The sequence below is a fragment of the Cupriavidus sp. USMAA2-4 genome, from assembly GCF_001854305.1.
Lineage (GTDB): Bacteria > Pseudomonadota > Gammaproteobacteria > Burkholderiales > Burkholderiaceae > Cupriavidus > Cupriavidus malaysiensis.
In genome coordinates, this window is sequence record NZ_CP017749.1 from 992,637 (window position 1) to 1,018,103 (window position 25,467).

27 protein-coding genes are annotated in these 25,467 nt (G+C 71.9%); 21 read left to right on the forward strand and 6 right to left on the reverse strand.

Annotated elements, in window-relative coordinates; translation table 11 throughout:
* Nucleotides 1-29 precede the first annotated feature (29 nt).
* The 3 genes from BKK79_RS41990 to BKK79_RS24450 all read right to left on the reverse strand — a co-directional run bounded on the left by BKK79_RS41990 (nt 30) and on the right by BKK79_RS24450 (nt 2,210).
* Nucleotides 30-155 carry a hypothetical protein gene (locus BKK79_RS41990; protein WP_257787599.1) on the reverse strand — a complete coding sequence of 42 codons (126 nt, stop codon included), beginning with the start codon at nt 153-155 and terminating at the stop codon, nt 30-32.
* Between the two features lie 27 nt (nt 156-182).
* A complete protein-coding gene (locus tag BKK79_RS24445) occupies nt 183-854 on the reverse strand; it encodes a hypothetical protein (protein ID WP_232346498.1) in 672 nt (223 codons plus the stop codon).
* Between the two features lie 306 nt (nt 855-1,160).
* Entirely contained in the window at nt 1,161-2,210 is a 1,050-nt protein-coding gene (locus tag BKK79_RS24450) for an AraC family transcriptional regulator (protein WP_071017939.1), read from the reverse strand.
* A gap of 173 nt (nt 2,211-2,383) precedes the next feature.
* Here BKK79_RS24450 and BKK79_RS24455 point away from each other — a divergent pair, with 173 nt between their 5' ends.
* From BKK79_RS24455 to BKK79_RS24485, 7 genes are all read left to right on the forward strand, one after another.
* Nucleotides 2,384-3,442: a 3-keto-5-aminohexanoate cleavage protein gene (locus BKK79_RS24455; RefSeq protein ID WP_071039103.1), complete on the forward strand. Its 1,059-nt coding sequence runs from the start codon at nt 2,384-2,386 to the stop codon at nt 3,440-3,442.
* Nucleotides 3,443-3,579: 137 nt separating this feature from the next.
* Complete coding sequence (locus BKK79_RS24460) at nt 3,580-3,831, forward strand: DUF1289 domain-containing protein (RefSeq protein WP_071017935.1); 252 nt, start codon at nt 3,580-3,582, stop codon at nt 3,829-3,831.
* 95 nt (nt 3,832-3,926) lie between these two features.
* Nucleotides 3,927-4,616 (forward strand): DsbA family protein, encoded by a 690-nt coding sequence (locus BKK79_RS24465; protein WP_071039104.1) that lies wholly within the window; start codon nt 3,927-3,929, stop codon nt 4,614-4,616.
* 169 nt (nt 4,617-4,785) lie between these two features.
* Nucleotides 4,786-5,763 carry a Bug family tripartite tricarboxylate transporter substrate binding protein gene (locus tag BKK79_RS24470; RefSeq protein ID WP_071039105.1) on the forward strand — a complete coding sequence of 326 codons (978 nt, stop codon included), beginning with the start codon at nt 4,786-4,788 and terminating at the stop codon, nt 5,761-5,763.
* Between the two features lie 180 nt (nt 5,764-5,943).
* Nucleotides 5,944-6,963 (forward strand): alcohol dehydrogenase catalytic domain-containing protein, encoded by a 1,020-nt coding sequence (locus tag BKK79_RS24475; protein ID WP_071039106.1) that lies wholly within the window; start codon nt 5,944-5,946, stop codon nt 6,961-6,963.
* A 10-nt stretch (nt 6,964-6,973) separates the two neighbouring features.
* Entirely contained in the window at nt 6,974-7,270 is a 297-nt protein-coding gene (locus BKK79_RS24480; protein ID WP_071017929.1) for a YciI family protein, read from the forward strand.
* 20 nt (nt 7,271-7,290) lie between these two features.
* The gene (locus tag BKK79_RS24485; protein ID WP_071017927.1) at nt 7,291-8,202 is read left to right on the forward strand and encodes a LysR family transcriptional regulator; all 912 of its coding nucleotides are present in this window, start codon (nt 7,291-7,293) and stop codon (nt 8,200-8,202) included.
* 105 nt (nt 8,203-8,307) lie between these two features.
* Here the strand turns inward: BKK79_RS24485 and BKK79_RS40530 are convergent, their stop codons facing one another.
* Entirely contained in the window at nt 8,308-8,538 is a 231-nt protein-coding gene (locus tag BKK79_RS40530; RefSeq protein ID WP_157128510.1) for a hypothetical protein, read from the reverse strand.
* Here BKK79_RS40530 and BKK79_RS24495 point away from each other — a divergent pair.
* Nucleotides 8,537-8,968, forward strand: coding sequence for a hypothetical protein (locus tag BKK79_RS24495; RefSeq protein ID WP_071039108.1), 432 nt, complete (start codon nt 8,537-8,539; stop codon nt 8,966-8,968). The two genes, BKK79_RS40530 and BKK79_RS24495, sit on opposite strands and share 2 nt — an antisense overlap.
* 268 nt (nt 8,969-9,236) lie before the next feature.
* Here the strand turns inward: BKK79_RS24495 and BKK79_RS24500 are convergent, their stop codons facing one another.
* The gene (locus BKK79_RS24500) at nt 9,237-10,085 is read right to left on the reverse strand and encodes a TauD/TfdA dioxygenase family protein (RefSeq protein ID WP_071017884.1); all 849 of its coding nucleotides are present in this window, start codon (nt 10,083-10,085) and stop codon (nt 9,237-9,239) included.
* A gap of 10 nt (nt 10,086-10,095) precedes the next feature.
* The gene (locus BKK79_RS24505) at nt 10,096-11,076 is read right to left on the reverse strand and encodes a quinone oxidoreductase family protein (protein ID WP_071017882.1); all 981 of its coding nucleotides are present in this window, start codon (nt 11,074-11,076) and stop codon (nt 10,096-10,098) included.
* Between the two features lie 220 nt (nt 11,077-11,296).
* Between BKK79_RS24505 and BKK79_RS24510 the strand changes: the two genes are divergently transcribed.
* From BKK79_RS24510 to BKK79_RS24570, 13 genes are all read left to right on the forward strand, one after another.
* Nucleotides 11,297-12,301, forward strand: a complete 1,005-nt coding sequence (locus BKK79_RS24510) for an AraC family transcriptional regulator (protein WP_071017880.1) — start codon at nt 11,297-11,299, stop codon at nt 12,299-12,301.
* A 106-nt stretch (nt 12,302-12,407) separates the two neighbouring features.
* Complete coding sequence (locus BKK79_RS24515; protein WP_071039109.1) at nt 12,408-13,067, forward strand: response regulator transcription factor; 660 nt, start codon at nt 12,408-12,410, stop codon at nt 13,065-13,067.
* Between the two features lie 730 nt (nt 13,068-13,797).
* Nucleotides 13,798-15,636 carry a hybrid sensor histidine kinase/response regulator gene (locus BKK79_RS24520; RefSeq protein WP_071039110.1) on the forward strand — a complete coding sequence of 613 codons (1,839 nt, stop codon included), beginning with the start codon at nt 13,798-13,800 and terminating at the stop codon, nt 15,634-15,636.
* Between the two features lie 4 nt (nt 15,637-15,640).
* Nucleotides 15,641-16,039, forward strand: coding sequence for a response regulator (locus BKK79_RS24525; protein ID WP_071017874.1), 399 nt, complete (start codon nt 15,641-15,643; stop codon nt 16,037-16,039).
* The gene (locus tag BKK79_RS24530) at nt 16,020-16,421 is read left to right on the forward strand and encodes an Hpt domain-containing protein (RefSeq protein WP_071017873.1); all 402 of its coding nucleotides are present in this window, start codon (nt 16,020-16,022) and stop codon (nt 16,419-16,421) included. Before BKK79_RS24525 ends, BKK79_RS24530 begins: the two co-directional genes overlap by 20 nt.
* Before the next feature lie 122 nt (nt 16,422-16,543).
* Nucleotides 16,544-16,882, forward strand: coding sequence for an STAS domain-containing protein (locus BKK79_RS24535; protein WP_071017871.1), 339 nt, complete (start codon nt 16,544-16,546; stop codon nt 16,880-16,882).
* Nucleotides 16,883-16,903: 21 nt separating this feature from the next.
* On the forward strand, nt 16,904-17,101 hold the full coding sequence (locus BKK79_RS24540; RefSeq protein WP_071039111.1) for a hypothetical protein: 198 nt from the start codon (nt 16,904-16,906) through the stop codon (nt 17,099-17,101).
* Between the two features lie 316 nt (nt 17,102-17,417).
* Nucleotides 17,418-17,786 (forward strand): hypothetical protein, encoded by a 369-nt coding sequence (locus BKK79_RS24545; RefSeq protein ID WP_071039112.1) that lies wholly within the window; start codon nt 17,418-17,420, stop codon nt 17,784-17,786.
* Between the two features lie 280 nt (nt 17,787-18,066).
* The gene (locus BKK79_RS24550) at nt 18,067-18,855 is read left to right on the forward strand and encodes an ABC transporter substrate-binding protein (RefSeq protein WP_071022058.1); all 789 of its coding nucleotides are present in this window, start codon (nt 18,067-18,069) and stop codon (nt 18,853-18,855) included.
* A complete protein-coding gene (locus BKK79_RS24555; RefSeq protein WP_071039113.1) occupies nt 18,852-21,971 on the forward strand; it encodes a SpoIIE family protein phosphatase in 3,120 nt (1,039 codons plus the stop codon). Before BKK79_RS24550 ends, BKK79_RS24555 begins: the two co-directional genes overlap by 4 nt.
* A 114-nt stretch (nt 21,972-22,085) precedes the next feature.
* Nucleotides 22,086-23,132, forward strand: coding sequence for a glycosyltransferase family 4 protein (locus BKK79_RS24560; protein ID WP_162287362.1), 1,047 nt, complete (start codon nt 22,086-22,088; stop codon nt 23,130-23,132).
* A gap of 57 nt (nt 23,133-23,189) precedes the next feature.
* Complete coding sequence (locus tag BKK79_RS24565; protein ID WP_071017858.1) at nt 23,190-24,257, forward strand: glycosyltransferase family 2 protein; 1,068 nt, start codon at nt 23,190-23,192, stop codon at nt 24,255-24,257.
* 68 nt (nt 24,258-24,325) lie between these two features.
* Entirely contained in the window at nt 24,326-25,360 is a 1,035-nt protein-coding gene (locus tag BKK79_RS24570) for a glycosyltransferase family 2 protein (RefSeq protein WP_083384354.1), read from the forward strand.
* The last annotated feature ends 107 nt before the right edge of the window (nt 25,361-25,467 follow it).

Genomic DNA, 25,467 nt, shown 5'->3' on the forward strand with positions numbered 1-25,467 from the left:
GAATGACAGCGGTCTGTCGACGCACAACGTCATGAGCCGGCGCGGCGCACGGCCCAGGCGCCGGCGCCCGACGCGACGAGCGCCAGCGCCAGCACCAGCACCAGCACCAGCACCAGCACCAGCACCAGCACCAGCACCAGCACCAGCACCAGCACCTGGGACGTGCGCCTGGCCGGGTTCCGCTAGCCGGCCCGGCACCACCGCCCCGAGTCGGGACTGACGGTCACCCTCTCACCTTGCCGCCGCACCTGCTCCGCGTCGAGCGTCGCCGCGGTCGCAGGGTCGGCATCGAAGACGACCTCGAGAGACCTTGCGACATGGACATCCTCGACCGGCAGCTCCCAGGTCAGGAACAGCTGTGAGTCGTCCCGGCCGTCCGGGAAGTCGGCGGCGGCGAAGCCATCGCTGCCACGTCGGATCACCCCATGCGGCTGGCAGGTATCGAACACCACGGCCAATCCTCGCCTGAGCGGAATGCGCAGGTCCAGCGACGGGAAATGCAGGTCCTGCCCCTTGTCCTCGCTCAGGAAGAGATTGCAGAAGACCGCGCCGCCGTACTGCTCGCCGTCATGGTGGTACCTCGCGCCGCGGCACACCATCAGCGCGACGTCGCTGCCGGCCAGCACGCCGGGCAGGCCAAGCCGGCCGGTCCAGTCGGACACCGCCCGCACGCACTGCGAGTACTGCGGCCAGCGCATGCGTGCGCGGGCCAGGGGCATCACCTCGACATCGCCCGCGTCCAGGGTCATGTGCGACGAGATCTCCCGTGCCCAGTCGGCACGCAGCCGCGCCGGCGGTTCCGGCACCTCGAGCATTCCGCTCAGCACGACCTCGCTCACGCGCCGGCTGCGCATGGTGTCACCGCTCCAGAAATAGGAAAGCGGGGAGGACCGGGCGTGCGGTGGCGTGGCCTTGTCCTGCAGCACCAACCGCTCGTCGTAGCCGACGGTGCCGCGCGATACGCCCGCCCGCTTGCAGAGTTCGCCGATCCGCATGATGGACTCCCATCCCAGTCGTGGAGTGCTATTTACGCTTGACCGTTGCCTATAGTCAACGGTTTGGAGTGCATCGCATGGCACGGCGATGGCGAGCCTGTGCAACGACGCCGACTGCCTGGCGGCGCTGTCGGTCGCGGGTGCCTTACGTATGACGCTTCACAACTAGTCGGAGTGTATTGAGCTGCCGGAACGCGGGCTGGCCGGCGGCGCCTTCCCGCCACCGCCGGCGCGCCAGCGCGTCACGCTGCAGCCGAAGCGGTCGGCGAACCAGCGCGAGAACGCGCTCAGGGACGAGAAGCCGAGCAAGGTGGCCACTTCGGACAGCCGGCGTTCCGGATTCTCGATATAGCGCTGCACCAGGCTGGCGCGCGCCTCCGCCACGATCTCCAGGTAGGTGGTGCCCTCCTGCTCCAGGTGGCGGTGCACCGTGCGCCGGTCCACGCCCAGGTGCTGCGCCACGCGCTCGACCGAACACATGCCGGAAGGCAGCAGCAGGTAGACCAGCTTCCTCACCTTGTCCCGCAGCGTGGTGCTGGACTGCGCCAGCAGCGTGCCGAGATAGCGTTTGACCTGCTGCGCCATGACCGGATCGTAGGACGGCAGCGGCGCCTCCAGGTCGGCGGCGCGGCAGACGATGCCGTCGAAATCCTGGTTGAACAGCGCCGGCATGCCGAACACGCGCTGCCAGGTGGCGGTGCTGGCCGGGGCCGCGTGCGAAAAGCTGATGCTGCGCGGGCGCCAGGACGGGCCGAGGAACACGCTCAGGATGCGGAACACCACGCCGACCGCCAGGTCGGTGGCCTGGCGCAGCGGGCTGGCCTCGTCGCTCAGCAGCTGCAGGCGGATGATCACCAGTTCGCCTTCGCGCTCCACGCGCATCGACAGCGACTCGTTCTGCAGGTCCATGTGGCGCACCATCGACTCCAGCGCGCGCAGCAGGTTGGGCTGCTCCTGCACCACGAAGGCCAGCGGGCCGAGGTTGGACAACTGGCGCAGCTCGGCCATGCGCAGGCCGAAGTCGTCGACGCCGGCAGCCTTGGCCGAGGCCTCCATCAGCCGCCCCACCTGGGCCGCCGGAATGCGGATGTCGGGATCCAGCAGCACGCTGCGGCCGATCCGCGCCGCGCGCAGCTGCTGGTAGGGATCGAGCCCCAGGGCACGCGCGACTTCGACGTAGTTGGTGAGACTGGCGCTGCGAAGGTAGTAGGACATCGTGTTTTCCCTGACTGTCCCTGAATGTAAATTGATCGTCCCGGATCGTCAAATGCCCGGGCGCCGTTGCACGATACTTCCGACACCGGAAGCGATCCGCCCGCAGGCTCCCGCCCGGCTCGCGATATGCATCATGCGCCGGCGAGGCCAGAACACTGAACTGGAGAGACGACATGCAATTCCTCGACGATTCCCTGCACCCCGAGAACCAGGACAAGGTGGTCATCACCGTGGCCCCCTACGGCCCCGAATGGATGCCGCAGGACTTCCCCGAGGACATCCCGGTGACGATGGAGGAGCAGATCCAGAAGGCGGTGGACTGCTACAACGCCGGCGCCACCGTGCTGCACCTGCACGTGCGCGAGCTCGACGGCAAGGGCTCCAAGCGCCTGTCCAAGTTCAACGAGCTGATCGCCGGCGTGCGCGCGGCGGTGCCCGACATGATCATCCAGGTGGGCGGCTCGATCTCCTTCGCCCCCGAGGACGAAGGCGAGGCCGCCAAGTGGCTGTCGGACGACACCCGCCACATGCTGGCCGAGCTGGCCCCGAAGCCCGACCAGGTCACGGTGGCCATCAACACCACCCAGATGAACATCATGGAACTCCTGTATCCGGAGTACCTGAAAGGCACGTCGCTGGAAAACCCCGCCTACCAGGCCGCCTACAGCGAGATGACCGTGCCGGCCGGCCCCGCCTGGGTCGAGGAGCACCTGCGCCGCCTGCAGGCCTCGGGCATCCAGCCGCACTTCCAGCTGACCGGCATGCACGCGCTGGAAACGCTGGAGCGCCTGGTGCGCAAGGGCGCCTACAAGGGGCCGCTGAACCTGACCTGGATCGGCATCGGCGGCGGCTTCGACGGCCCCAACCCCTTCAACTTCATCAACTTCGTGCATCGCGCGCCGGACGGCTGCACGCTGACCGCCGAATCGCTGCTGAAGAACGTGCTGCCCTTCAACATGATGGCCATGGCCATGGGCCTGCATCCGCGCTGCGGCATCGAGGACACCATCATCGACCAGCACGGCAAGCGCATGACCTCGGTGCAGCAGATCGAGCAGTGCGTGCGCGTGGCCCGCGAGCTGGGCCGTGACATCGCCTCGGGCCAGGAAGCGCGCCGCATCTACCGCATCGGCACCTGGTACGACAGCGCGGAAGAAACGCTGGCGGCCAACGGCATGGCGCCCAACCGCCGCGCCGGCGAGCGCAACCTGCCGCTGCGCAACGCGGCCTGAACCGCGGCCTGAACCGCTACCTGAGCCGCTGCCTGAGCGACCGCCTGAAACGCTTGCCCGGCCCCGGCTGCGCGACTTTCCCGCGCGGCCGGGCCAACCGGGCCTCTTCGCCGCGCCGCGCGCGCAGGAGGACACCGATGTCCCACACCGATCCCGCCCCGGCCGATGCCGCCATCGGCAATCCCTGCATCAACATCTGCCGCATGGACCAGGCCGGCAAGTACTGCCAGGGCTGCGGCCGCACCGCGCTGGAGATCGGCCGCTGGGACCGCTTGACGGCGCAGGAGCGCGGCGCCGTGCTGGCCGAGGTCGCGCAGCGACGGCCGTCGCTGCGCGGGCTGGCCGCCATGCCGCGGACACTGCAGCCGCCGCAGCCGCCGCGCGGCTGAAGCGCTGACGGGCCGGTGCGCCGGCACGGCACCCCCGCTTCCCCTGACCCCGCCGCCGCCCGCCGGGCCGCGGCAATCTTTCCGTCCGCCTCGCCATGACCCTGCAGCCTTGCTTGACGGTCGATGTGTACTTCGACCTGATCTGCCCCTGGTGCCTGATCGGCAAGCGCCATCTCGACGCGGCCCTGGCCCGCTGGGCACACGAGCGGCCCGAGGTACCCGTGCGCGTCCGCTGGTGTGCCTATCCGCTGCTGCCCGCCGTGCCGGCCGCCGGCCTCGACTACCGCGCTTTCTACCTGGCCCGCCTGGGCGACGCCCGCGCCGTGGCGGCGCGCCGGGCCCAGGTGCAGGAAGCCGCGCGCGCAGCCGGCCTCGAACTGCCGCTGGCGCTGGAGCGCATCGAGGTGCTGCCCAACACCCTGGCCGGACACCGGCTGATCCAGTACGCCGCGCAGGCGCATGGTGCTGCCGCCGCCGGCGCGCTGACCGAGGAGCTGTTCACGCGCTACTTCATCGCGGCGCAGCACATCGGCGACCCCGAGGTGCTGCGCGCGGCGGCCGACGCCTGCGGCATCCGCGCGCCCGGCCCCGTGCACGACGACGCGCCATGGCTGCCGCCGCTGGCCGTACCGCAGGCGCCGCCGCGCTGGGCCGGCCAGGGCGTGCCCCTGTTCGTCTTCGGCGGCAGGCATGGCGTCAGCGGCGCGCGTCCGGCCGCCGTCCTGTTCGACGCCATGCAGCAGGCGCTGGCTTTCGTGCCGCGGGACCTCGCCGCCTGCGGTTGAACCGCGGCGGCGAAGCGGTGCCGCGGATGCCGGCCCGAACGGCCCGAACGGCCGGAGCGGCCGGAGCGGCCGGGCATGGCGGGGCAAACGCAACGACAAACACAACAACAAACACAACGACGGACGCAGGCACGCCAAAGCGTCCGCCCCCCCACCAAGAGGAGACACCATGCCACGCATCATCCGACCTTCCACGCTGCGCCGAGCCGGCGCTGCCCTGGCCCTGGCGCTGGCCGTGCCGGCCGCACTGGCCTGGACCGGCAAGCCCGTCCGCATGCTGGTGCCGGCCCCGGCCGGCGGCACCATGGACGTGATCGCGCGCCTGCTCGCCGATCAGTTGTCGGCGGACCTGGGACAGCCGGTGGTGGTCGACAACAAGCCCGGCGCCGGCGGCAGCATCGCCATCAGCACCCTGCTGGCCGCGCCCGCCGACGGCCAGACCATCATGGTCACCGCCAGCAATGTGCTGACCGAGGTACCGCACGTGCTGAAGACACCGTTCGACCCGCTCAAGGACGTGCGCCCGATCGCCGCGGTGGCCCGCTCCCGCCTGCTGCTGGTCGGCACGCCTTCGCTGCCCGCCAGGGACCTGGCGAGCCTGGTCGCCTACGCCAGGGCCAATCCTGGCAAGCTGTCCTTCGCCTCGTACAGCGCCGGCACCGCCTCGCACTACGCCGGCGCCATCCTGAACCAGAAGGCCGGCCTGGACCTGCAGCACGTGCCCTTCGCCGGCTCCGGCCCGGCGCTGGCCCAGGTCATGGGCGGGCAGATCCCGCTGATGTTCGACGGCATGGTGACCTCGCTGCCGCTGCTCAAGGGCGGCAAGCTGCAGGCCTATGCGGTGGCGTCGAAAACGCGCTCGCCGCTGCTGCCCCAGGTGCCCACCTTCGCCGAACTGGGCTACCCGGAACTGGACTTCAGCAACTGGGTCGGCGTGATCGGCTCGGCACGGCTGCCCGAGGCGCTGGCCGCCAGGATCGCCGCGGCCAGCTACCGCGCCGCGGCCACGCCGCGCGTGCACGAACGCATGAAGGATCTCGGCTACGAACCCATCGAGGCCCAGTCCCTGCCCCAGCTCGGCCAGGCCGTACGCACGGAATTCGAGCGCAACGCAGGCATCGTCAAGGCCTTCGGCATCCAGCCCTGAGTCGCCGCCGCACGCCGTGCCGCCGTGCCGCCGTGCCACCAGCCGGCGCGGCGCATGCGCCGGATCCCTGCAGGAACCGATTCTTGCGCGCGGCCGATTTCTCTTCTGCGGCCAGCCCGCTGTTTCGCCGCGCGGGCGGCCCGTAGAGTGGCTCCGTTCTCAACCCGGAACGGAGTTTCCATGCAAGCGGTACAGATCCAGCAATACGGCGCGGCGGATACGCTCGCCTTGGTCGACGTCGCCACCCCGGCCCCGGGGCCGGACGACGTCGTCGTTCGCGTGCACGCCGCCGGCGTCAACCGGCTCGACGTGCTGCTGCGCGATGGCAGCGTGTTCCAGGTGCCGCTGCCGCGCATCCCCGGCACCGACTTCGCCGGCGAGATCGTCGAGGCCGGGGCCAATGTCGACCGCCGCCGCATCGGCGAGCGCGTCTTCGCCGCCCCCATCCTCTCCTGCGGCCACTGCGAACACTGCCTGCGCGGCGAAGACAACCGCTGCAGCCACTTCGGCACGGTCGGTTCCACCATCGACGGCGGCTATGCGCAGTTCGTGCGCGTGCCGTCCCGCAACGCCGTCGCGCTGCCCGAGGCGCTCGACTACGTGCGCGGCGCGAGCTTCGCCCTCACCTACGCCACGGCGGCGGCCATGCTGCGGCGCGGGCGCCTGGCGGCAGGCGAGTCGGTGATGATCCTCGGCGCCAACGGCGGGCTGGGCTACGCCGCGGTCGAACTGGCCAGCGCCATGGGCGCGCGCGTGATCGCCATCGGCCGCAGCGCCGGCACCGACGAGGCACTGCGCCGGGCAGGCGCCGCCGCCGTGGTGCTGGCCGGCCCCGGCATGGCGGAAGAGGTGCGCGAGCTCACCGGCGGGCGCGGCGTGGACCTGGTCTTCGAGCATGTCGGCGCCGCCACCTTCGAACAATCGGTTGCCGCGCTCGCCATGGACGGCCGGCTGGTGCTGGGCGGCGTGACCACCGGCACCATGGCGCCGCTGGACCTGAAGGCGGTGTTCACCCGGCGCCTGGAGGTGCTGGGCTGCCGCGGCAGCGGGCGCCGCGACCTCGACCACGTGCTCGACCTGGTGGCGCGCGAACGGGTCCGCCCCTGCATCCAGCAGGTGCTGCCGCTCGCCCAGGCCGCGCAGGCGCACCGCCTGCTGGAGTCGGGCGTCACGCTCGGCAAGATCATCCTGACCGTCTGAGGCAACCATCATGTTCATCGTCCTGCTGCACTACGTGCAACCGCTGGCCGCCATCGAAGCCAGCCTGGCGGAGCATCGCGACTTCCTCGACCGCCACTACCGCGCCGGCCATTTCCTGGCGTCGGGACCGCAGGTACCGCGCATCGGCGGTGTTATCCTCGTGCGCCGGCTCGATCGCCGGCAGCTCGACGCCGTGCTGGCCGAAGACCCCTTCTACCGCGAGGGGCTGGCACGCTACGACATCATCGAGTTCACTCCCAGCAAATTCGCCGACGGCGCCGAACCGCTGTTCGTCCCGGCCGGCTGACAACCGATGGAACCCCCGGCATGGATCTGCTGAGCGCGATGCGCGTCTTCCAGAAAGTGGCCTCGACGCTGAGCTTCACCGAGGCCGCCGACCTGCTCGGCATCGCCGCCTCCAGCGTGTCGCGCCAGGTCGACGCGCTCGAAGCCAGGCTGGGGGTCAAGCTGCTGACCCGCACCACGCGCCGGCTCGCCCTGACCGAGCCCGGCCGCACCTACAAGGAACAGCTCGACACCTTGCTGGCCGAGTTGGACGCCGTCCACGAGGGAATCGCGTCCTACGCCGGCCAGCCGCGCGGCCGCCTCAAGGTCAGCTCGCCGCGGGTGTTCGGCAAGCGCCTGCTGACGCCGCTGATTCCGGCCTTCCTGGCCGCCAACCCCGGCGTCACGCTGGAACTGTCGCTGACCGACGACTACGTCGACCTGGTCGAGACCGACACCGACCTCGCCATCCGCATCGGCACGCTGGCCGAATCCAGCCTGGTCAGCCGCCCGCTGGGCCGCTACCGGCGGCTGGCCGTCTGCCATCCCGACTACCTGCGGCAACGCGCCGCACCCGCCGCGCCGGCCGACCTGCTCGCGCACAACTGCCTGCGCTACCGCCGCGCCGGCGAGCGCGTGGTCTGGAGCTTCGCCGGACCCGATGGCGAAGCCGGCATCGAAGTCGTGCCGCAGGGCGACCTGGTGGCCAATGACGTCGAGGTCCTGCTGGAAGGCACGCTGGCCGGCAGCGGCATCGCCCTGCTGCCCTACTGGCTGGTGCGCGACGCGCTGGAGGCCGGACAGCTGGTCCAGGTGCTGCCCCGCTACCCCTCGGCCAGCACGCTGCAGAGCGCCGGCATCCACTTCGTCTACGCCATCAACCGGCGGCAGTCGCGCAAGGTGCATGCGTTCATGGATTTCGTGGTGCAGCGCACGGCCGGGCTGCTGGTGTGAGGGCTTGTCGCGGATAGACGCCGAAAGGGAATAGCAGCCCTCCGCAGCGGGGGCAGGGCACACCATTCCCCCCTTGCGGCGTTTTGACAACCAGGACTGCCCCGATCACACTGCCACAAAATCGAACGCATCGATGACAGGAACGACATGCGGATTGACGACAGATGGGAATCGCAGACGGACGGCATCCGGGCAAGGGATCTGCGGCGCGACGCGCTGGTCCGCCTGCGCGAGGCCGTTTCCCGCACCCGCGCTCAAGCGGATACCCAAGCGGATACACAAGCGGATCGGCTGGCCGCCGATGCCTGCGTGGTGCGCAACGGCTGCTTCGACCATGCTTGATACCGGCGCCCAATCCCTCGTGCTCGGCGGCGTGCTGAGCGCCGCCGCGGCCGCGGCCCACCTGGCCTGCATCGCCGTCGGTGCCCGCGCCTATCGGTTCATGGGTGCGGGCGAGCGCATGGCGCGCGCGGCCGAGGCCGGCCAGATCCGGCCGGCATTGCTGACCTTGTTCATCGCCGGCGTGCTGCTGCTCTGGGCCATGTACGCCTTCTCGGGCGCCGGCATCGGTCCTCGCCTGCCATGGACGAAACCAGCGCTCGCCTGCATCGGCGCGGTCTACCTGGCACGCGCCGTCTGCTTCCCGCTTCTCAGGCCCGCGTTCCCCGAGAACTCCACGCGCTTCTGGCTGGTGTCGTCGGGCATCTGCGCGGTGCTCGGTTCGCTCTACGCGGTGGGTGTCGTCGCGGCCTGGGCGGATCTGTGATCCGTCGTGGCGTCGCTGCCTGGGCTGACGCGGCCCGGCGCATCGTCCATCGGGTGGGAATCGATCATCGGGATGCGGTGGCAGGGGTCCTGATCTGGATGCCGGCCTGCGCTTTCGCCGCCGCAAAGAAAAAACGCCAGCCGCGCTGCGGCTGGCACTGAGCTTTCCCTTCCTGCCTGGGCTGCATGCGTGCGCAGCGTCTTGTTATCGATCCGGCCTGCGCCCGCCTTCGGGATCCCGCCCACGAAGACGATGCGCTCGCCGCCGCTCAGAACGGCCTGCTGCCGATAATGCCCGCCCGCTCCATCTTGCGGTGGCAGGGCGGGTAGTCCATCACCGCGTAGTGCTGGGTCGCGCTGTTGTCCCAGATCGCCACGCTGTCCGGTTCCCAGCGCCAGCGCACCTGGAACTCGGGGATATAGGCCTGGCTGATCAGGTAGCGCAGCAGGTCCGCCGCGCCGGGGTTGCCGTCCTGCCCGAAGCGCACGCGTGCCGGCGTGTGGTAGTTGGTGAAGTGGGTGGTGAAGCCGTTCACGTAGAGGATCTTCTCGCCGGTCTCGGGGTGGGTGCGCACCACCGGATGCTCCGCGTCCGGATACTGCGCCTTCAGCGCGAGCCGCTTCTCGATCGGCATCGCCGCGCCGAAGCTGGCTTCGATGCTGTGGCGCGCGCGCAGGTCGGCGATCTGTTCCTTGACGTGGGCCGGCAGGTTTTCGTAGGCCAGCACCATATTGGCCCACATGGTGTCGCCGCCCACCGGCGGGCACTCCACGCAGCGCAGCACCGCGCCGAACTGCGGCGCCTCGCGCCAGGTGGTGTCGGAGTGCCAGGCGTTCTCGTAGCGGTCGTTGGGCTGGTCCGGCGTCTTGTAGATGCGTACCAGGCCGGGGTGCTCGGGATCGCTGCCGGCGACCGGATGGTCTTCCAGTTCGCCGAAACGGCGCGCGAAGGCCACGTGCTCGGCGCGGCTCAGTTCCTGCTTGCGCAGGAACAGCACGCGATGGCGCAGCAGCAGGGCGCGGATCTCGGCGAACAGGCCGTCGTCGCGCACGGCGTCGGCAAGCTGCACGCCGCGCAGTTCGGCGCCGAGCGCACAGGTGAGTTGGCTGACTTGCATGGCGGCCTCCTCAGATGACGAAGATCGACGAACCGGTGGTCTTGCGCGCTTCCAGGTCGCGGTGCGCCTGCACGGCATCTTCCAGCGCGTAGTGCTGGTGGATCTCGATGCGGATGCGGCCGGCGCCGACGTGGTCGAACAGCTCGCCGGCCAGCTCGGCCTTCTCGGCCGGATCGGCGATGTAGTCGGCCAGCGCCGGGCGGGTCAGGAACAGCGAGCCCTTCATGGCCAGCAGCACGGGATCGAAGGGCGGGATCGGGCCCGAGGCGGTGCCGACGCAGACCATGGTGCCGCGCCGCTTGAGCGAATCCAGCGAGGCCATGAAGGTGTTCTTGCCGACGCTGTCGAACACCACCGATACGCCCACGCCGTCCGTCAGCTCGCGCACGCGGCGGGCGACATCCTCGTGGCTGTAGTTGATCACATGGTCGCAGCCATGGGCGCGCGCCACCTCGGCCTTGGCCTCGGACGAGACCGTGCCGATCACGGTCAGGCCGAGCAGCTTGGCCCACTGCGAGACGATCAGGCCGACGCCGCCGGCGGCGGCGTGCAGCAGGACGGTGTCGCCGGCGCGGAAGGCGTGGATGCGGCGCATCAGGTAGGCCGAGGTCAGGCCGCGCATGGTCATGGCGGCCGCGATCTCGCAGCTGATGGTCTCGGGCAGGCGGATCAGCGGCGCCGCCGGCACCAGGCGCTCGGTGCTGTAGGCACCCAGCGTGTTGACGAAGCCGGTGTAGGTGACGCGGTCGCCGACCGCCACGTTGTTCACGCCCGGCCCCACGGCCTCGACGATGCCGGCAGCCTCCACGCCAATGCCGCTCGGCAGCGGCACCGGATAGATGCCCGTGCGGAAATAGGTGTCGGCGTAGTTCAGCCCGACCGCCACGTGGCGGATGCGGACCTCGCCGGGGCCGGGATCGCCGACTTCGACCTGTTCGCAGCGCAGCACTTCGGGACCGCCGGTTTCATACATGCGGATGACCTTGGCCATCGGTTGTCTCCTGTCGTGATCGCGGCGCGCGACGCGCGCCATGCATGCTGTGCACTGTAGGTGCCGGCGCCGCGGCGCGCTTTGCATTGCGCACCGGGAACTTTGCATTTCATGCCAGGCACATCTATGATCGCTGCGCGTGCCGGGGCGGCCGGCACGCCAGGCCAGCCCGGGGGCAACCCGGGGCAACCCGGGACAACAATACGGAGACAGTCGGGACGTGGAGACGCTGATACGTGCCGCGGCACTGAGCCATTTCTTCGAGGTCGCGCACAGCCTCGGCCTCAATCCGCAGCCGCTGCTGCGCCGGGTCGGCCTGAGCCGCGCCATGCTGCAGGACCCGGACCGGCGCGTGCCGGCCGCCGCCGTGGTGGCGCTGCTGGAAGCCTCGGCCCAGGCCAGCGGCTGCCTGACCTTCGGCCTGCGCATGGCTGAAACCCGCCAGTTGTCCGATTTCGGCGCAATGAGCCTGTTGATCGGCCAGCAGCCCACGCTGCGCGCGGCGCTGGCCACGCTGATCCGCTACCGCCACCTGGTCAACGATTCGATCGCGCTGCTGCTGGAGGACGTCGGCAAGACGGTCGTGATCCGCCACGAACTGGTGTCCGCACCGGGCTCACGCCAGGCCACCGAACTCGCCATCGGCGTGCTGGCGCGCCTGGGCAGCGCGCTGCTGGGCGCGCGCTGGCAGCCGGTCAGCGTGAACTTCACGCATGCGGCGCCAGCCGACCTGCGCGCACATCGCCGGCTGTTCGCCTGCCCGCTGGTCTTCAACAGCGAATTCAACGGCATCGTCTGCCTGGCGGCCGACCTGGACGCGCCCAATCCCGGCGCCGACCCGGTCATGGCGCGCTATGCGCAGCGCTTCGTCGATGCCCTGCCGGCCCCCGGCGGCGGCGCCATCGGCCACGAGGTGCGCGCTGCCATCTACCTGCTGCTGCCGATGGGGCGGGCCACCAGCGCCGCGGTGGCGCAGGGGCTCGGCCTGAGCCTGCGTACCATGCAGCGCCAGCTCGACGAGGCGGGCGAGACCTTCACCGGCATCCTCGACGAAGTGCGCCGCGAACTGGCCCGGCGCTACGTGGAAAACCCGCAGTACTCGCTCACACGCGTGTCCGGGCTGCTCGGCTACGGCTCGCCGGCCGCCTTCTCGCGCTGGTTCTCGGCCCGCTTCGGCATGGCGCCGGTGGCCTGGCGCAAGCAGGCCGGCGGGCGCGCCGGCTGATCCCCTGTGCAGCGCAAGGCGCCTGGCCGCTCAAGTTTCGCTCCGGCTGTCCGTAAAGGGTTCCCATTGCCATCCGATGTGGCATACGCCATCCCTGGACCCGGACATGCGAAGCATTCTTTTGCTCGAGGACGAGGCGGAACTGCGCGAGGAAATCGCCGCCTTCCTGCAGAAGCGGGGCTGGACGGTGCTCCAGGCCGGCAGCCTGGCCGAGTCCGCGCCCCTGATCGAACAGGCCGACATCGCCGTGATCGACGTGATGCTGCCGGACGGCACCGGCTTCGAAGCCGTCGCGCGCCTGCGCCGGCAGCGCCCGGGCTGCGGCATCGTCATGCTGACCGCGCGCGGCGAGACGCAGGACAAGGTGCGCGGCTTCGAGGACGGCGCCGACCACTACCTGGTCAAGCCCATCAAGCTGCTGGAATTCGACGCGGTACTGCGCGCCCTGAGCCGGCGCGTGGCCGCGAGCTGGCAGCTCGACCGCCAGGCCAGCGAACTGATCGCGCCGGAAGGCTCGCGCATGATGGTCTCGGTCAACGAGGGCAGCCTGCTCGAACTGCTGGCACGCCACCCGGGCCAGCCGGCCAGCCGCCGCGAAATCGTGGAGAACTTCGGCCAGGAGTGGCTGCACTACGACGAACGGCGCCTGGAAACCCTGGTCAGCCGGTTGCGCCAGCGCTGGCGCAGCCTGACGCGCAGCGAACTGCCGCTGCGCACGGCGCACCGCGTCGGCTATATCTTCGCCGCGCCGCTGGCGCTGGCCTGAGCGGTCCTGGCGGGAGGGCCACGCCTCCCTGCCGGCCCTCCCGCCTTTTCCGCTCCCCCCCCGTTTCCCCCGTTTCCCCCGTTTCCCCCGTTTCCCCCGTTTCCCCCGTTTCCCCCGTTTCCCCCGTTTCCCCCGTTTCCCCCGTTTCCCGCCCGTTTCTTACTCCCCGTTTCCACCGGTTGCCGGCAGGACTTGAGCCTTCTCGCTACCGCCGGTTTGCTCCCCTCTCCCGCTTGCGGGAGAGGGGCCGGGGGAGAGGGCAGGCGCCGGCCGGCCGCAGCATGGGATTACACCATCGGCTTCGTCCCGATGCTCGCGTGCTGGACCACACCGACGGCTTCGTCATGCGTGGCGCCTTGCTAAACCACCCCTCTCCCCCGCCCTCTCCCCATGCGGGGCGAGGGAGCCAAGACCGTGTGCTTGGCGTTCGGTGTTGGTGCACTCGTCGGCATCGTCCAGCGCGTCGTGTTTCGCACCGCGCCGGCCTGTTCCTCCATCACTCCCCCTTCGCTCCCCATCGGTTCCCCCTTGCTGCCATTAAAGGCGCCGAAGCGGCGCAAATGGTGGCGACATTGTGAAAGCACATGCCCCGCCGTCTCCGGCACGCCACCGCATGCCCCTCCCATGGGGGGGGCGGGCGCGCCGACGGGGCCGGACCGGCGTGGCATAATCGGGCGGCCCATGCCGCTTCCGGCACGCCGCCTCCGCTGGACCCGAGCCGAAGGGATCGATGCCAGACTCCGCCGCCATCTCCGCCATTCCCCCCGATACGCCACAGTGCCTGCAGGTGCTGGTCGTCGACGACATGCCGGCCAGCCGCGCCGAGACCGCCCAGCGGGTGCGCGAAGCCGGGCACCGGGCGGTCGAGGCAGGCAGCGGCGAGGAAGCCCTCGCCGTGGTCGCGGCCCGCCATGTCGACCTGGTGCTGCTGGACCTGCTGATGCCCGACATGGACGGCTTCGAGGCCACGCGCCGCCTGCGCGCGCGCGAGCCATACAGCTGGCTGCCGGTGGTGGTGATGTCGTCGATGAGTGGCGCCGACCATTTCGTCAAGGCCATCGAGCAAGGCGCCGACGACTACCTGCTCAAGCCGGTCAGCCCGGAACTGCTGCAGGCCAAGCTGCGCAATATCGGCCGCGCGCTCGAGCTGCAGACGCGGCTGGCGGCGCAGGCCATGCACAACCGCGCGCTGTTCGACCATGTCGGCGACGCCGTGCTGGCGCTCGACGGCGCGCAGCGCATCTGCGACGCGAACCGCGCCGGCCTGGCGTTGCTGGGCTTGTCCGCCCTGCCACCCGACGGCATCCCGCTGCACTCGCTGATTCCCTCCGGGCTGCCGCCGCTGGAGCCGGGCGACGCGCGCCAGGTCCGCATCGAGCGCAACCTGCGCCGCGCCGACGGCCGCGAGAGCGCCGCCGAGATCGGCATGACCGGCTGGCCCAGCGGCAGCGCGGCACGCGTGTCGCTGGTGCTGCGCGACCTCAGCGAGCGGCGCCGCCTCGAACGCCTGAAGGACGAATTCCTCAGCACCATCAGCCACGAGCTGCGCACCCCGCTGACCTCGGTGCTGGGCGCGCTCGGCCTGCTCGCCGGCGGCGCCGCCGGCGAGCTGCCGGAGCAGGCGCGGCGCCTGACCGAGGTCGCGCAGCGCAACGGCGAGCGGCTCGGCCGGCTGATCGACGACGTGCTCGACCTGACCAAGCTGGAAGCCGACCGCATGATGCTGAACCTGCGCGTGCAGGCGCTGGAACCGCTGCTGGCGGAAGCGGTGCAGGCCAATGCCGACTATGCGCGCCGGCTCGGGCGCACGCTGCAGGTGGTGGCGCCGCCGCCGCCGGGACTGCGGGCCGAGATCGACGCCGACCGTTTCCTGCAGGTGATGGCCAACCTGCTGTCGAACGCGGTCAAGCACTCGCCGCCGGAGCAGCCGGTGGAAATCCGCTGCCACTGCGCCCAGGGCCGCCTGCGCATCGCCGTGCGCGACCACGGCCCGGGCATCGACCCGGCCTTCCGCGCCAGGCTGTTCGAGAAGTTCTCGCAGGCCGAGCAGACCGACCGCCGCAGCGGTGCCGGCACCGGCCTGGGCCTGCACATCAGCCGGCTGCTGATCGAACGCATGGGTGGCAAGGTCAGCGCGGTGTCCACCGCCGGGCACGGGGCCGAGTTCGTGGTCGACCTGCCGGTCTGGCGGGGCGGCGCCGAACGCACGCTGTCGCAGCCGCAGGTGATGGTGATCGATGGCGATCCCCGCGCGCGCGACCGCATCGCGGCGCTGCTGTCGCCGCTGTGCGAGTTGCATTGCCTCGACGACCTCGGGCAGGCGGTGGACGAAGCGGCCCCGGCGCCTGCCCTGCTGATCGCCGACCCGGCCGGCGCGGACGGCCCCCTGGACACGGTCTGCGTGCGCCTGCGGCGGCTGGCCGGACCGGCACCGGTGCTGCTGTACACCGACGCGATCGGCGCGGAGCAGGCCGGCGCCCATGGCTTCACCCTGCTGAGCAAGCGCGGCACCGGCAACGATGCCTTCCTGCGCGCCGTGCGGCTGGCCGCCAACCTGGCCGGAGACTGACGCCATGGACGCATTGCGGCGGGTGCTGTGCGCCGAGGACGACCCCGACATCCGCACCATTCTCGAACTCAGCCTGGCCACCGTCGGCGGCTACGAGGTCTGCATGTGCGCCGACGGGCGTGCGGCGGTCGAGCAGGCACCGGGCTTCCGGCCCGACCTGATCCTGCTCGACGTGATGATGCCGGGCATGACGGGGCCCGAGGCGATGCAGGCCATCCGCGCCATGCCGGCGCTGCGCGGCACGCCGGTGGTGCTGATGTCGGCGCGCGCCCTGCCGCACGAGATCGAGGCGCTGCTGGAGCATGGCGCCACCGGCGTCATCGTCAAACCCTTCGATCCCATGACGCTGGCGGACAACCTGCGCATCTACTGGGAACACGGGCGTGGCATCGGCGCCGGATAGCGCGGCGGCCGCGCAGCGGCAACTGCAGCGCCTGCGCGAGCGTTTCCTGGCCGGCCTGCCCGGCCGCGCCGACGAGCTGGCCCGGGCCGTCGAGGCCTGGGCCGCCTCGGCCGCGGCCGAAGCGGCGCCGGAAACGGCGGCACAGGCCCGCCTGGCCGCCGCCGCCGTGCTGCACCGCCTGGCCGGCGCCGCCGGCCTGCATGGCCTCGCGCCGCTGGGCGCGCAGGCGCGCGCGCTGGAAGACGCGGTCATGGCCGCCGCCGCCCCTTCCCCCGCCCTGCTGGCCACCCTCGCCGGCTTGCGCGCCACGCTCTCCACCCTCGCCACGCCCGCGGGCCCCGGCGGCACCTCCGGCGCCGATGCCGACGGCCTTGCCGGCTGATGCCGGTGCGCGGCAAGCGCGCGCGAATTCACAAAGCGGTGACATTGTGGACGCCCTTCCCGCATTTAATCACCCTGCGGCCGGCGCCTTTTTCCGCCCGGCCGGAGAACAAGGAGCTTGCCATGCAATTGACGGCCATCCGGGAAACCTCCGGCGTCCTGCTGATCCGGCTCGACGAGGCCCACCTCGACGCCAGCAACGTCAAGGCATTCAAGGAAGCCATCAACCCCTTGCTGGAAGACTACCAGCGCGTCGTCTTCGACATGTCGGCGCTGAGCTTCGTCGACAGCTCGGGCCTGGGCGCGCTGATCGCCTGCCTGCGCCGCACCCACAAGAGCCAGGGCGATTTCAAGCTGTGCGGCATGCTGCGCCCGGTGCAGGCCCTGTTCGAGCTGATGCGCATGCACCGCGTGTTCAGCATCCACGCTACCGCCGAAGACGCCGTGCGCGCCTTCGCCTGAGCCACGCCAACGGAGGTCACCATGCCCGCCCCGACCTGCCTCTACGCCGCCGCCCCCCAGGCCGGCCGCATGCCTGCCGCAGCGACCGCCGCCAGCCAGCCGCGCCGGCAGCCCTCGCGCCGGCACGCACGGGCCGCGGCCGCGCGCTGCCAGCACCTGGCTTCGTACCGCCTGCCGCGCGGCAACGCCGCGCGCCCGACCGCCAGCCGCCACGGCTGAGAGCCTGCCCGGCCGGAGCCCCGGGCCCCGGCCGGCATGGCGCATGACGAAGGCCGCTTGCCGCACCGCCTGGCCGCCGGCACGGCAGCATCCGCAGGAGGTCACCTGCGGCGCCCCCTGCCTTCCCCCAGCACGGCGCACACCGGACGACGGCGGACACCGGGAAGTCGCCCTGGTGCCGGGACACCGGGGTTGAGCCGGGCGCCGGCCGCGCACGAGGATGGCCGACAAAGTTCACAAAGCGGCCACATTGTGTCGGCCACGGTGCGCTTCAATCCAGGTACCGATTCAGGTACCGATTCCCCGGGGAGCCGCCATGTCCATCGCCCACCATGCCAAGCCGACACCGACGGCCGTCCTGGCCATGCTGCGGCGCGGAGAAACGGACTTCCCGGCGGGCCGCCAGCCACCCCGCCTGCCCGCCCGCCGTGCCGGGCCGCCGCTGGCACTGTCCCACGCCCGATGGATGAAATATGGACCGTGGACCCCATTCCTCATCCTGAGCAGCGCCGCCGGCATGCCGGCGTCCCGCATCGACAGCGGCACGCTGTCCATGGCCGCGCTGGCAACGCTGGCAGCGCTGACTGCCCCCGCCGCACTGGCCGCACTGGCCGCACTGGCCGCACTGCCGGCCGCCCCGTGGCCGGGCTGCCGCGCCGGCCGGCTGCGCGGTCGGCGCGCATGAACGCGTACCCCGCACCGCCGGCCACGGCGCCAGCCTCACGCGCGAAGAGGCCGACGTGATCCGCTTGCCCAAGCGCCATCCAGCCAAGAGCGGCAGCGCCGATTCCGGCCACGCCAGCCGCCAGATTGCCGCAGGCCCGACCGCGCTGACGGTCGGCGCCCGGCCCGAGTCATTTGCATTGCAAGGGGAAAAACAGAACATGACACCTGAACCCGACACCCGTCGCGGGGGCGCCGCTGCGCGCGCGCAGGCCACGCTGGCGCAGCGCGGCCCGTGGCGGATGGCCTGGCTGCTGGCCCTGGCCGCCTGCTGCCTGGCGGCGACGGTGCCGCACGCCCACGCCGGCGTGGTCGCCGAACGAGTCAAGAGCCGGCACCAGGTGCGCGTCTGCATCTGGCCGGATTACTACGGCATCACCTACCGCGACCCGCGCACCCAGCAGCTGCGCGGCATCGACATCGACCTGTCGGCGGCGCTCGGCGCCGACCTCGGCGTCAAGGTGGCCTATGTCGACTCGTCCTTCGCCACGCTGATCGACGACGTGCGCGGCGACCGCTGCGACGTGGCCATGTTCGCCGTCGGCGTGCTGCCGCAGCGCCAGGCCGTGCTGCGCTTCAGCCAGCCCTACCTGCAGAGCGACATCTACGGCATCACCATGCGCGCCAGCCGCATCGTGCGCAGCTGGGCCGATATCGACAAGCCCGGCGTCAACGTGGCGGTGCAGGCCGGCACCTTCATGGAACCGGTGATGCGCGCCAGCCTCAAGCAGGCCAACCTGGTGGTGCTGGCACCGCCGCAGACGCGCGAACAGGAGTTGCAGGCCGGCCGTGTCGATGTCTTCATGACGGACTACCCTTACAGCCGCCGCCTGCTCGATAATGCGGACTGGGCGCGGCTGGTCTCGCCGTCCCAACCCTTCCACCGCATACCCTACGCCTACGCCATGCGCCAAGACGACGAGGAGTGGTACCGGACCATCAACGCCTTCGTCGAGCGCATCAAGCACGACGGCCGGCTGGAACAGGCTGCGCGCCGCCACGGGCTGACCGAGGTGCTGATCCGCCAGTGAAACCACCCGAGGCGCCGCCCGGCCACGGCACCGGCCATCCGCCTGCCTGGCTCACCAGCACCATGGTGCTGTGGGCCGCGGCCGCCATCGCCAGCCTGATGGTCGCCGCCGCCGCCGGCTTCGCCTGGTGGGAGCGCAGGAACGCCATCGACAACGAGCTCGACAACGTCGAGATGCTGGCGCGCGCGCTCGACGACCAGTCGAGCCGCGCGGTCGGCACGGCCGCCATCCTCGGCGACGCCTTCCGCGAAGACCTGGCCGCCTACGACAGCCCGGCCAGCCGCGAACGCATCGACCTGCTGCTCACCCAGGCCATCGCCGGCACGCCCTCGGTGCGCAGCTTCTCGCTGGTCGCCGCCGACGGACTGATCCTGGCCAGCTCCAACCCGCAGGCGCGCGGCAAGCGCATCGATCCGGAGCGCCTGCCGCGCCTCGCGGACACCGACAACGCCGACGCGCTGCGGATCGGCAAGCCGGTGGCGGGGCGCGACCTGGCCGATTCCGAACTGGCCCGCCATCCCGACCCGGCCCTGCGCATGCTGCCGCTGAGCTTCGTGCCGCTGGTGCGGCACGTGGCCCTGCGCAGCGGCGGCGACGCCTACATGGTGATCGCGCTGAACACCGACTACCTGGCCAATACCTTCGGACTGATGCTGTCCGACGCCGGCCGCACCGCCGCGCTGCTGCACTACGACGGCACGCTGCTGGCGGCCACCGAGGGCATCCAGGCGGCCCCCGGCGCCAACTTCTCGGCCAATCCGGTCTTCCGCGAGCTGCTGTCGCAGCGCGACCACGGCAGCCTGTCCGGCATCGGCCTGGACGGCGAGCCGGCCCTGCTCGCCTACCGCGCCTCGCGCCGCTGGCCGCTGGTGGTGATGGTCGAGCTGGGGCTCGACGCAGCGCTGGCCGGCTGGCAGGGCCTGATGCACTGGGTGGCCATTGCGCTGGCCGCCGGGCTGGCCCTGCTCGGCCTGGTGGCGGGGGCGGCCTGGCGCAGCCTGCGCAGCAACGAACAGGTGCGCGCCGCCCTGTTCGCGCTGCACCGCGAGATCGCCGCCAGCGAGGCGCGCAAGAGCGCCATCCTGGCCTCGGCCATGGACGGCATGGTCACGCTGGACGCGCGCGGCCACATCCTGGAGTTCAACCACGAGGCCGAACGCATCTTCGGCCACCGCGCGCAGGATGCGCTCGGGCGCTCGCTGGACGCCCTGGTGTTCCCGCCGGAATCGCGCGGCGCGCTCGACGGCGTGGCACGCACGCTGCGCGGCGGCATCCACGCCCAGCACGCGGGACAGCGCTGGGAGCTGCCGGCCATGCGCGCCAACGGCGAGCGCTTTCCGCTCGAAGTCTCGGTGGTGCCGGTGGAGTCCGACGGCGAGAGCATCCTCTCCTGCACCCTGCGCGATATCTCCGAGGCCAAGCAGGCAGCCGAGGAGCGCGAGCAGCTGCTGGAGCGCTACCGCGAATCGTCGGCGAGCCTGCGCGTGCTCAAGCGCGCGCTGGACCAGCACGCCATCGTCAGCATCTACACACCCGAGGGCGTCATCGCCTACGCCAACCGCAAGCTGGCCGAAGTCAGCGGCTACCGGCGCGAGGAGCTGGTCGGCCAGGACCTGCGCCTGCTCGCGCCGAAGGGCCAGCGCGAACCGATCGAGCACGACCCGCTCGCCCTGGTCCGGGCCGCGCAGGCCTGGGCGGGGCAGCTGGTGCACCAGAAAAAGGACGGCACCCTGTACTGGGCCGCCTCCACCATCGTGCCGGACCTCGACGCGCACGGACGGCTGCGCCAGATCTTCCTGATCCAGACCGACATCAGCCGCCAGATCGCCGGCGAGCGCGCCATCGAGGCGGCGCGCCGCGCCGAGCTGGAACTGGGGGCGGGCATCCAGCGCGCCCTGCTCACGCGCGACCTGCCGCCGGCCGTGCTCGACTGCTTCCTGTCTGGCTTCAATACCGCCTCGCAGGGCATCAACGGGGATTTCTTCGACCTGTTCCAGTTCAGCGAGGGCTGCTTCGACATCCTGGTCGGCGACGCCATGGGCAAGGGCGTGCCGGCCGCGCTGCTGGGCGCCGGCCTGAAGATGCAGTTCGCGCGCTCGCTGGCCGAGCTGGTCACCCGCGGCGGGCCGGCCGACCGTGCCCCCCAGGCCGTGCCGGCGATCGCGGCCGGCGCCGCGCGCGGCAACCGGCGCGCGCCGCCGCAGCCGGCCGAGATCATCGCCCACGTGCAGCGGGCCATGCACCGGCAGCTGGAAGAGCTTGAGAGCTTCGTCACCGTGTGCTACCTGCGCATCGACCGCAACCGCAACACCCTGACCTGGGTCGGCTGCGGCCACGAGGAGACGCTGCTGCTCGGCGCCGACGGCAGCCACCGCTTCCTGGCCAACCAGCATCCGCCGCTGGGCGTGCTCGAGAGCGCCGACATCGAGCAGTCCGAGGTGGCGCTCGGTGCCGGGCAGACCGTGGTGCTGTATTCCGACGGCGTGACCGACGCGGTGGGCACCGATGGCGAGCGTTTCGGCCTGCCGCGCATGACCGACACGCTGCACCGGCTGCTGGGCACGCACCAGCGCCCCGGCACCATCGCGCGCGGCATGCAGCACGTGATGCAGGCCTACACGGCGGATGGCAGGATCGCCGACGACATGACCATGCTGGTGCTGCAGACCCCGGCCGAGGCCGCCGGCGCGCGCGAATGGCGCTTCGAGATGCCGCGCGCGATGACGCAGCTCAAGGCCCTGCACACCTTCGTCGAGGCCCATGGGCGCGACGGCGGGCTCGACGAGGTGCAGGCCAGCGCCCTGGCCCTGGCCGCGGTGGAACTGGCCAGCAACGCGGTCCGGCACGGCGGCCACGCCGAAGACGGCGGCCCGCTGGAGTTCATCTTCCGCGCCGCGCCCGACGCCTGCCAGCTCGAACTGTTCTACACCGGCACGCCGTTCTCGCCGCCGCGCACGCTGGCACCGGACTTCAGCGGCGGCTCCGAAGGCGGCTTCGGCCTCTTCATCATCCGCGAAAGCTGCGACGCCGTGCGCTACGGCCACGCCGACGGCGTCAACCATGCCACCCTGGTCAAGCGCCTGCACGCGGCGCTGGCCGCCAGCGCGGGCGGCTGAGGCCGGCGCGGCCGCGCGCCCGATCCTGGCGGGCCGCCGCGGTTTTGCAATCGTGTAACCATCCCGGCGCCGCTCCGCGGTGCAATGGCATCCAGAACAACATGCTGGATGTCCATGATGGCCACGCCTCTCCTCTACATCCTCCCCAGCGGTGAGCTATCCGGCACCGAGCGGATGGCCATCCGCACGCTGCAGCACCTCGCCGACAGCTTCGACGGCGTGATCGTGGCGCCGCCGGGACCGGTGCATGCGCACGCCAGCCAGTGCGGGCTGCGCAGCGAGAGCTTCCGGTCGAGCGCCGGCCTGGCGCGCCTGCTGTGGCGCGCCGCGCGCCGCGAGCCCGAGCTCGCGGTGGCCTCGCTCGACCTGTCGCAGGCCTTCCTGGTGGTGCTGGCGCAGGCCCTGGGGCGCGCGCGCGTGCGCCACCTGCACATCGTGCGCGGGGGCAGCGACGAACGCCTCAGCTACGGCTACAAGCGCCTGCTGCAGCCGTTCCCGGTGGCTTTCGTCGCGGTCTCCGACTTCGTGCGCGAACGGCTGGTCGCGCACGGGGTGGACGCCGCGCGCATCAGCGTGGTGGAGAACTTCATCGAGCCGTCGGCGGTGGCCTGGCGCCCGGTGTTCCGCGAGGCCGGCGTGCGGCGCGTACTGATGCTGAGCCGGCTCGACCGCATCAAGCGCGCGGGCCTGCTGCTGCAGGCGGTGCGCAGCCATCCGGCCCTGGGCGCCATGCAATTCGACCTGTACGGCAGCGGTGAACAGGAAGCGGAACTGCGCGCGGCCGCGGCCGGGCTGCCCAATGTCACGCTGCACGGCTTCCGTGCCGACGCGGCCGGCCAGCTGCGCAGCTCGGACCTGCTGGTCCACACCTGCGCCGAGGAGCCGTTCGGCCTGGTGGTGCTGGAAGCCTTTGCCGCCGGCGTGCCGGTGCTGGTGCCCAATGCCGGCGGTGCCGGCGGCCTGGTGCGGCACGGCGAGACCGGCTTCCACTATGCGGCCAACGATCCCGACGCGCTTGCCGACGCGCTGCAGGCACTGCAGTCGGCCCCGGCCGCGCTGCTCAACGCGGTGGTGGCCAATGCCCGCGCCGAACTGTCGGACCGTTTCCACCCGGCCCGGCTGGCGCAGCGCTACCGCGACCTGCTGCAGCCGCGCGGCTGAACCCGCGCCGTACCGACGCACACCGACACAGACTGGACCGACCAAGCGGAGCCGACCATGCCGAATCCTCCCCTGCACCACACCCGCGACAGCCTGTACGGAACGGCCGGCCACCCCGGCTGCACGACCGCCCCCGACATCTCGGTGGTGGTGATCGGACACGACGACGGGGCCCGCCTGCGGCGCTGCCTCGACAGCGTGCACGGCGCCGACTGGCGCGGCCTGGCCTACGAGCTGATCTACGTCGAGGCCGGTCCGGTCGGTGGCAGCCCGGCCCAGGGCATCCGCCCCGGCAGCGCGGCCGGCCGCAATGCGGGCTGGCGGAGCGCGCGCGCCACCGCGGTGCTGTTCCTCGACGGCGATACCCTGCTCGCCCCCGCCTTCCCCCGGCTGGCGCTGGCCGCGCTGCGGCGCGGACGCTACGCCGCCGTATGGGGCGACGGGCACGAGGCGGCCTCCGGCCGGGCCGCCGATCGCGGCGCCAACGCCCTGTTCCGCCTCGACGCGCTGATCGAGGCCGGCGGCTTCGACGACAGCCTGGACACCGGCGCGGGACCGGAGCTGTGCCGCCAGCTGCGCGCCACGGGCTGGCGCATCCTCCTGCTGGACGCACCCGCGACCCCGCACGAGGTTGCCGTCCCCCGCACCGTCCCCCCCGTCAGCCAGGCCCGGTGCGGCACCACGCGCGCAGGCCGGGCGCAGGCCAAGGTCCCGGCGCACTGCCGCCAGCGCGACAACGCGCAGCAGCTGCGCGACATCCACCGCAACCTGCTGCATGGCGCCGCCATCGCGGCGCTGCCCCTGGTACTGGCCGCCGCCCTGGCGGCGGGGCCGGCGGCCAGCGCGGCCGTGGCCGGCGCGGCGCTGCTGGCCATGCTGCGCGCGGCCATGCACAGGTGCCTGGTGGACGGCAACGAACGCTCCGCCGCGCTTCACCTCGTGCACTCGCCCCTGCGGAAGCTGCCGATCCCGTGGCACCGGCTGCGCAGCGGCTGGCCGGCGCGGCACGGCGGTGCTCCCGCGCTGACCGACTACACGCTGCGGGCGTACGACGCTTCCCTGCACGCGCACCCCGGCATCACCTTCGCCGCGCGGCGCCGCGCCGGGCAGGGAGAGCCGCGATGAGACCGGGCACCTTGCTGCGGCTGGCCGAGGGCCGGCGCGCGCCCGCTGCGCCCGCCGGGAGACCCGCCATGCCGACTGAAACCTCGTACTACCAGTCCAACGGCCCGTCCCGCGACACGCGCCGCCACAAGCCCCGCGCGCCGGCACACGGCCTGGCGATCCTGGTCGTCACCCGCAACTCGGCGCACGGCATCCTGCGCCTGCTGGACGGCCTGCGCCCCGGCGTGCGGCCGGCCGACTGGCAGCTCATCGTGGTCGACAACGCCTCGCGCGACGGCAGCGCCGAGCTGGTCGCCGCGCAGCACCCCTGGGTCACGCTGGTGCGCAGCCCGCGCGACCTCGGCTTCGCCGGCGCGGTCAACCTCGCCGCCAGCCGCGCCGATGCGCACATCCTGCTGCTGCTCGATCCCCGCGTATCGGCCACGCCGGCCTGCATCGCGCAAGGCCTGCAGCGCATGTGGTCGGAACCGGGCGTCGGCATCGCCGGCGGGCGCCTGCTGGGTGACGACGGCAGCGACCGGCCCTCGGCCCGGCGCTTCCCCTCGCTGCTCAACGAAGCGCTGGCGCTGAGCGGCCTGGCGGCGCGCTTCCCGCGCTCGCGCCTGTGCGGCCGCGCGGACCGCACCTGCTGCGATCCCGCCGTGCCCGCCGAAGTCGACTGGGTGCCGGGCGCCTTCGCCTTCGTGCGCACGACACTGTTCGCGGCGCTCGGCGGCTTCGACCTGCGCTTCTTCCGCTACTACGAAGAGGTGGACCTGTGCCGGCGCGCGCGCGGCCACGGTTACACGGTGCAGTACTGGCCGGAACTGCGCGTGCGCCATGCCGGCGGTGACCTCCCCGGCGCCGGCGCCCAGCTCACGCCGTGGCACATGCGCAGCGCACTGCTGTATCACCGCAAGCACCACGGCTGGCTGACGGCCTGGGCCAGCAACCGGCTCGCATCCGCCTGGCACGGCCTGCGCGCGCTGCGCCACTGGCGCTTCGCCAAGGCCGGCGGCGCGCGCGGCGACAAGTACCGGCAGTCGCGCCAGCACGTGGCGCAGCTGCGCCGCGCCTGGCACGACACCATGGGCGGGCGCGTCTCGCCGCCCACGCCGTGGTGAGGCGCCCCGCCCCGCCCAGGCCAAGGCCGGCCCCCGGCGCGCGCCCGCGCCGGTAGCACCGCGCGCCGGATCCCCGTGCCGGGCTTGATCTTCATCAACAGGAGGCG

Excerpts from the sequence above, each read along its gene's own strand:
- BKK79_RS24535 (WP_071017871.1), top strand. The coding sequence starts at position 16,544 with ATGCAATTGACGGCCATCCGGGAAACCTCCGGCGTCCTGCTGATCCGG.
- BKK79_RS24525 (WP_071017874.1), top strand. The coding sequence starts at position 15,641 with ATGGACGCATTGCGGCGGGTGCTGTGCGCCGAGGACGACCCCGACATC.
- BKK79_RS24560 (WP_162287362.1), top strand. The coding sequence starts at position 22,086 with ATGATGGCCACGCCTCTCCTCTACATCCTCCCCAGCGGTGAGCTATCC.
- BKK79_RS24465 (WP_071039104.1), top strand. The coding sequence starts at position 3,927 with ATGACCCTGCAGCCTTGCTTGACGGTCGATGTGTACTTCGACCTGATC.
- BKK79_RS24500 (WP_071017884.1), bottom strand. The coding sequence starts at position 10,085 with ATGCAAGTCAGCCAACTCACCTGTGCGCTCGGCGCCGAACTGCGCGGC.
- BKK79_RS24550 (WP_071022058.1), top strand. The coding sequence starts at position 18,067 with ATGGCCTGGCTGCTGGCCCTGGCCGCCTGCTGCCTGGCGGCGACGGTG.
- BKK79_RS24475 (WP_071039106.1), top strand. The coding sequence starts at position 5,944 with ATGCAAGCGGTACAGATCCAGCAATACGGCGCGGCGGATACGCTCGCC.
- BKK79_RS24520 (WP_071039110.1), top strand. The coding sequence starts at position 13,798 with ATGCCAGACTCCGCCGCCATCTCCGCCATTCCCCCCGATACGCCACAG.
- BKK79_RS24545 (WP_071039112.1), top strand. The coding sequence starts at position 17,418 with ATGTCCATCGCCCACCATGCCAAGCCGACACCGACGGCCGTCCTGGCC.
- BKK79_RS24450 (WP_071017939.1), bottom strand. The coding sequence starts at position 2,210 with ATGTCCTACTACCTTCGCAGCGCCAGTCTCACCAACTACGTCGAAGTC.
- BKK79_RS24470 (WP_071039105.1), top strand. The coding sequence starts at position 4,786 with ATGCCACGCATCATCCGACCTTCCACGCTGCGCCGAGCCGGCGCTGCC.
- BKK79_RS24455 (WP_071039103.1), top strand. The coding sequence starts at position 2,384 with ATGCAATTCCTCGACGATTCCCTGCACCCCGAGAACCAGGACAAGGTG.
- BKK79_RS40530 (WP_157128510.1), bottom strand. The coding sequence starts at position 8,538 with ATGGTCGAAGCAGCCGTTGCGCACCACGCAGGCATCGGCGGCCAGCCG.
- BKK79_RS24565 (WP_071017858.1), top strand. The coding sequence starts at position 23,190 with ATGCCGAATCCTCCCCTGCACCACACCCGCGACAGCCTGTACGGAACG.
- BKK79_RS24460 (WP_071017935.1), top strand. The coding sequence starts at position 3,580 with ATGTCCCACACCGATCCCGCCCCGGCCGATGCCGCCATCGGCAATCCC.
- BKK79_RS24480 (WP_071017929.1), top strand. The coding sequence starts at position 6,974 with ATGTTCATCGTCCTGCTGCACTACGTGCAACCGCTGGCCGCCATCGAA.
- BKK79_RS24540 (WP_071039111.1), top strand. The coding sequence starts at position 16,904 with ATGCCCGCCCCGACCTGCCTCTACGCCGCCGCCCCCCAGGCCGGCCGC.
- BKK79_RS24445 (WP_232346498.1), bottom strand. The coding sequence starts at position 854 with ATGCGCAGCCGGCGCGTGAGCGAGGTCGTGCTGAGCGGAATGCTCGAG.
- BKK79_RS24515 (WP_071039109.1), top strand. The coding sequence starts at position 12,408 with ATGCGAAGCATTCTTTTGCTCGAGGACGAGGCGGAACTGCGCGAGGAA.
- BKK79_RS24570 (WP_083384354.1), top strand. The coding sequence starts at position 24,326 with ATGCCGACTGAAACCTCGTACTACCAGTCCAACGGCCCGTCCCGCGAC.
- BKK79_RS24505 (WP_071017882.1), bottom strand. The coding sequence starts at position 11,076 with ATGGCCAAGGTCATCCGCATGTATGAAACCGGCGGTCCCGAAGTGCTG.
- BKK79_RS24495 (WP_071039108.1), top strand. The coding sequence starts at position 8,537 with ATGCTTGATACCGGCGCCCAATCCCTCGTGCTCGGCGGCGTGCTGAGC.
- BKK79_RS24485 (WP_071017927.1), top strand. The coding sequence starts at position 7,291 with ATGGATCTGCTGAGCGCGATGCGCGTCTTCCAGAAAGTGGCCTCGACG.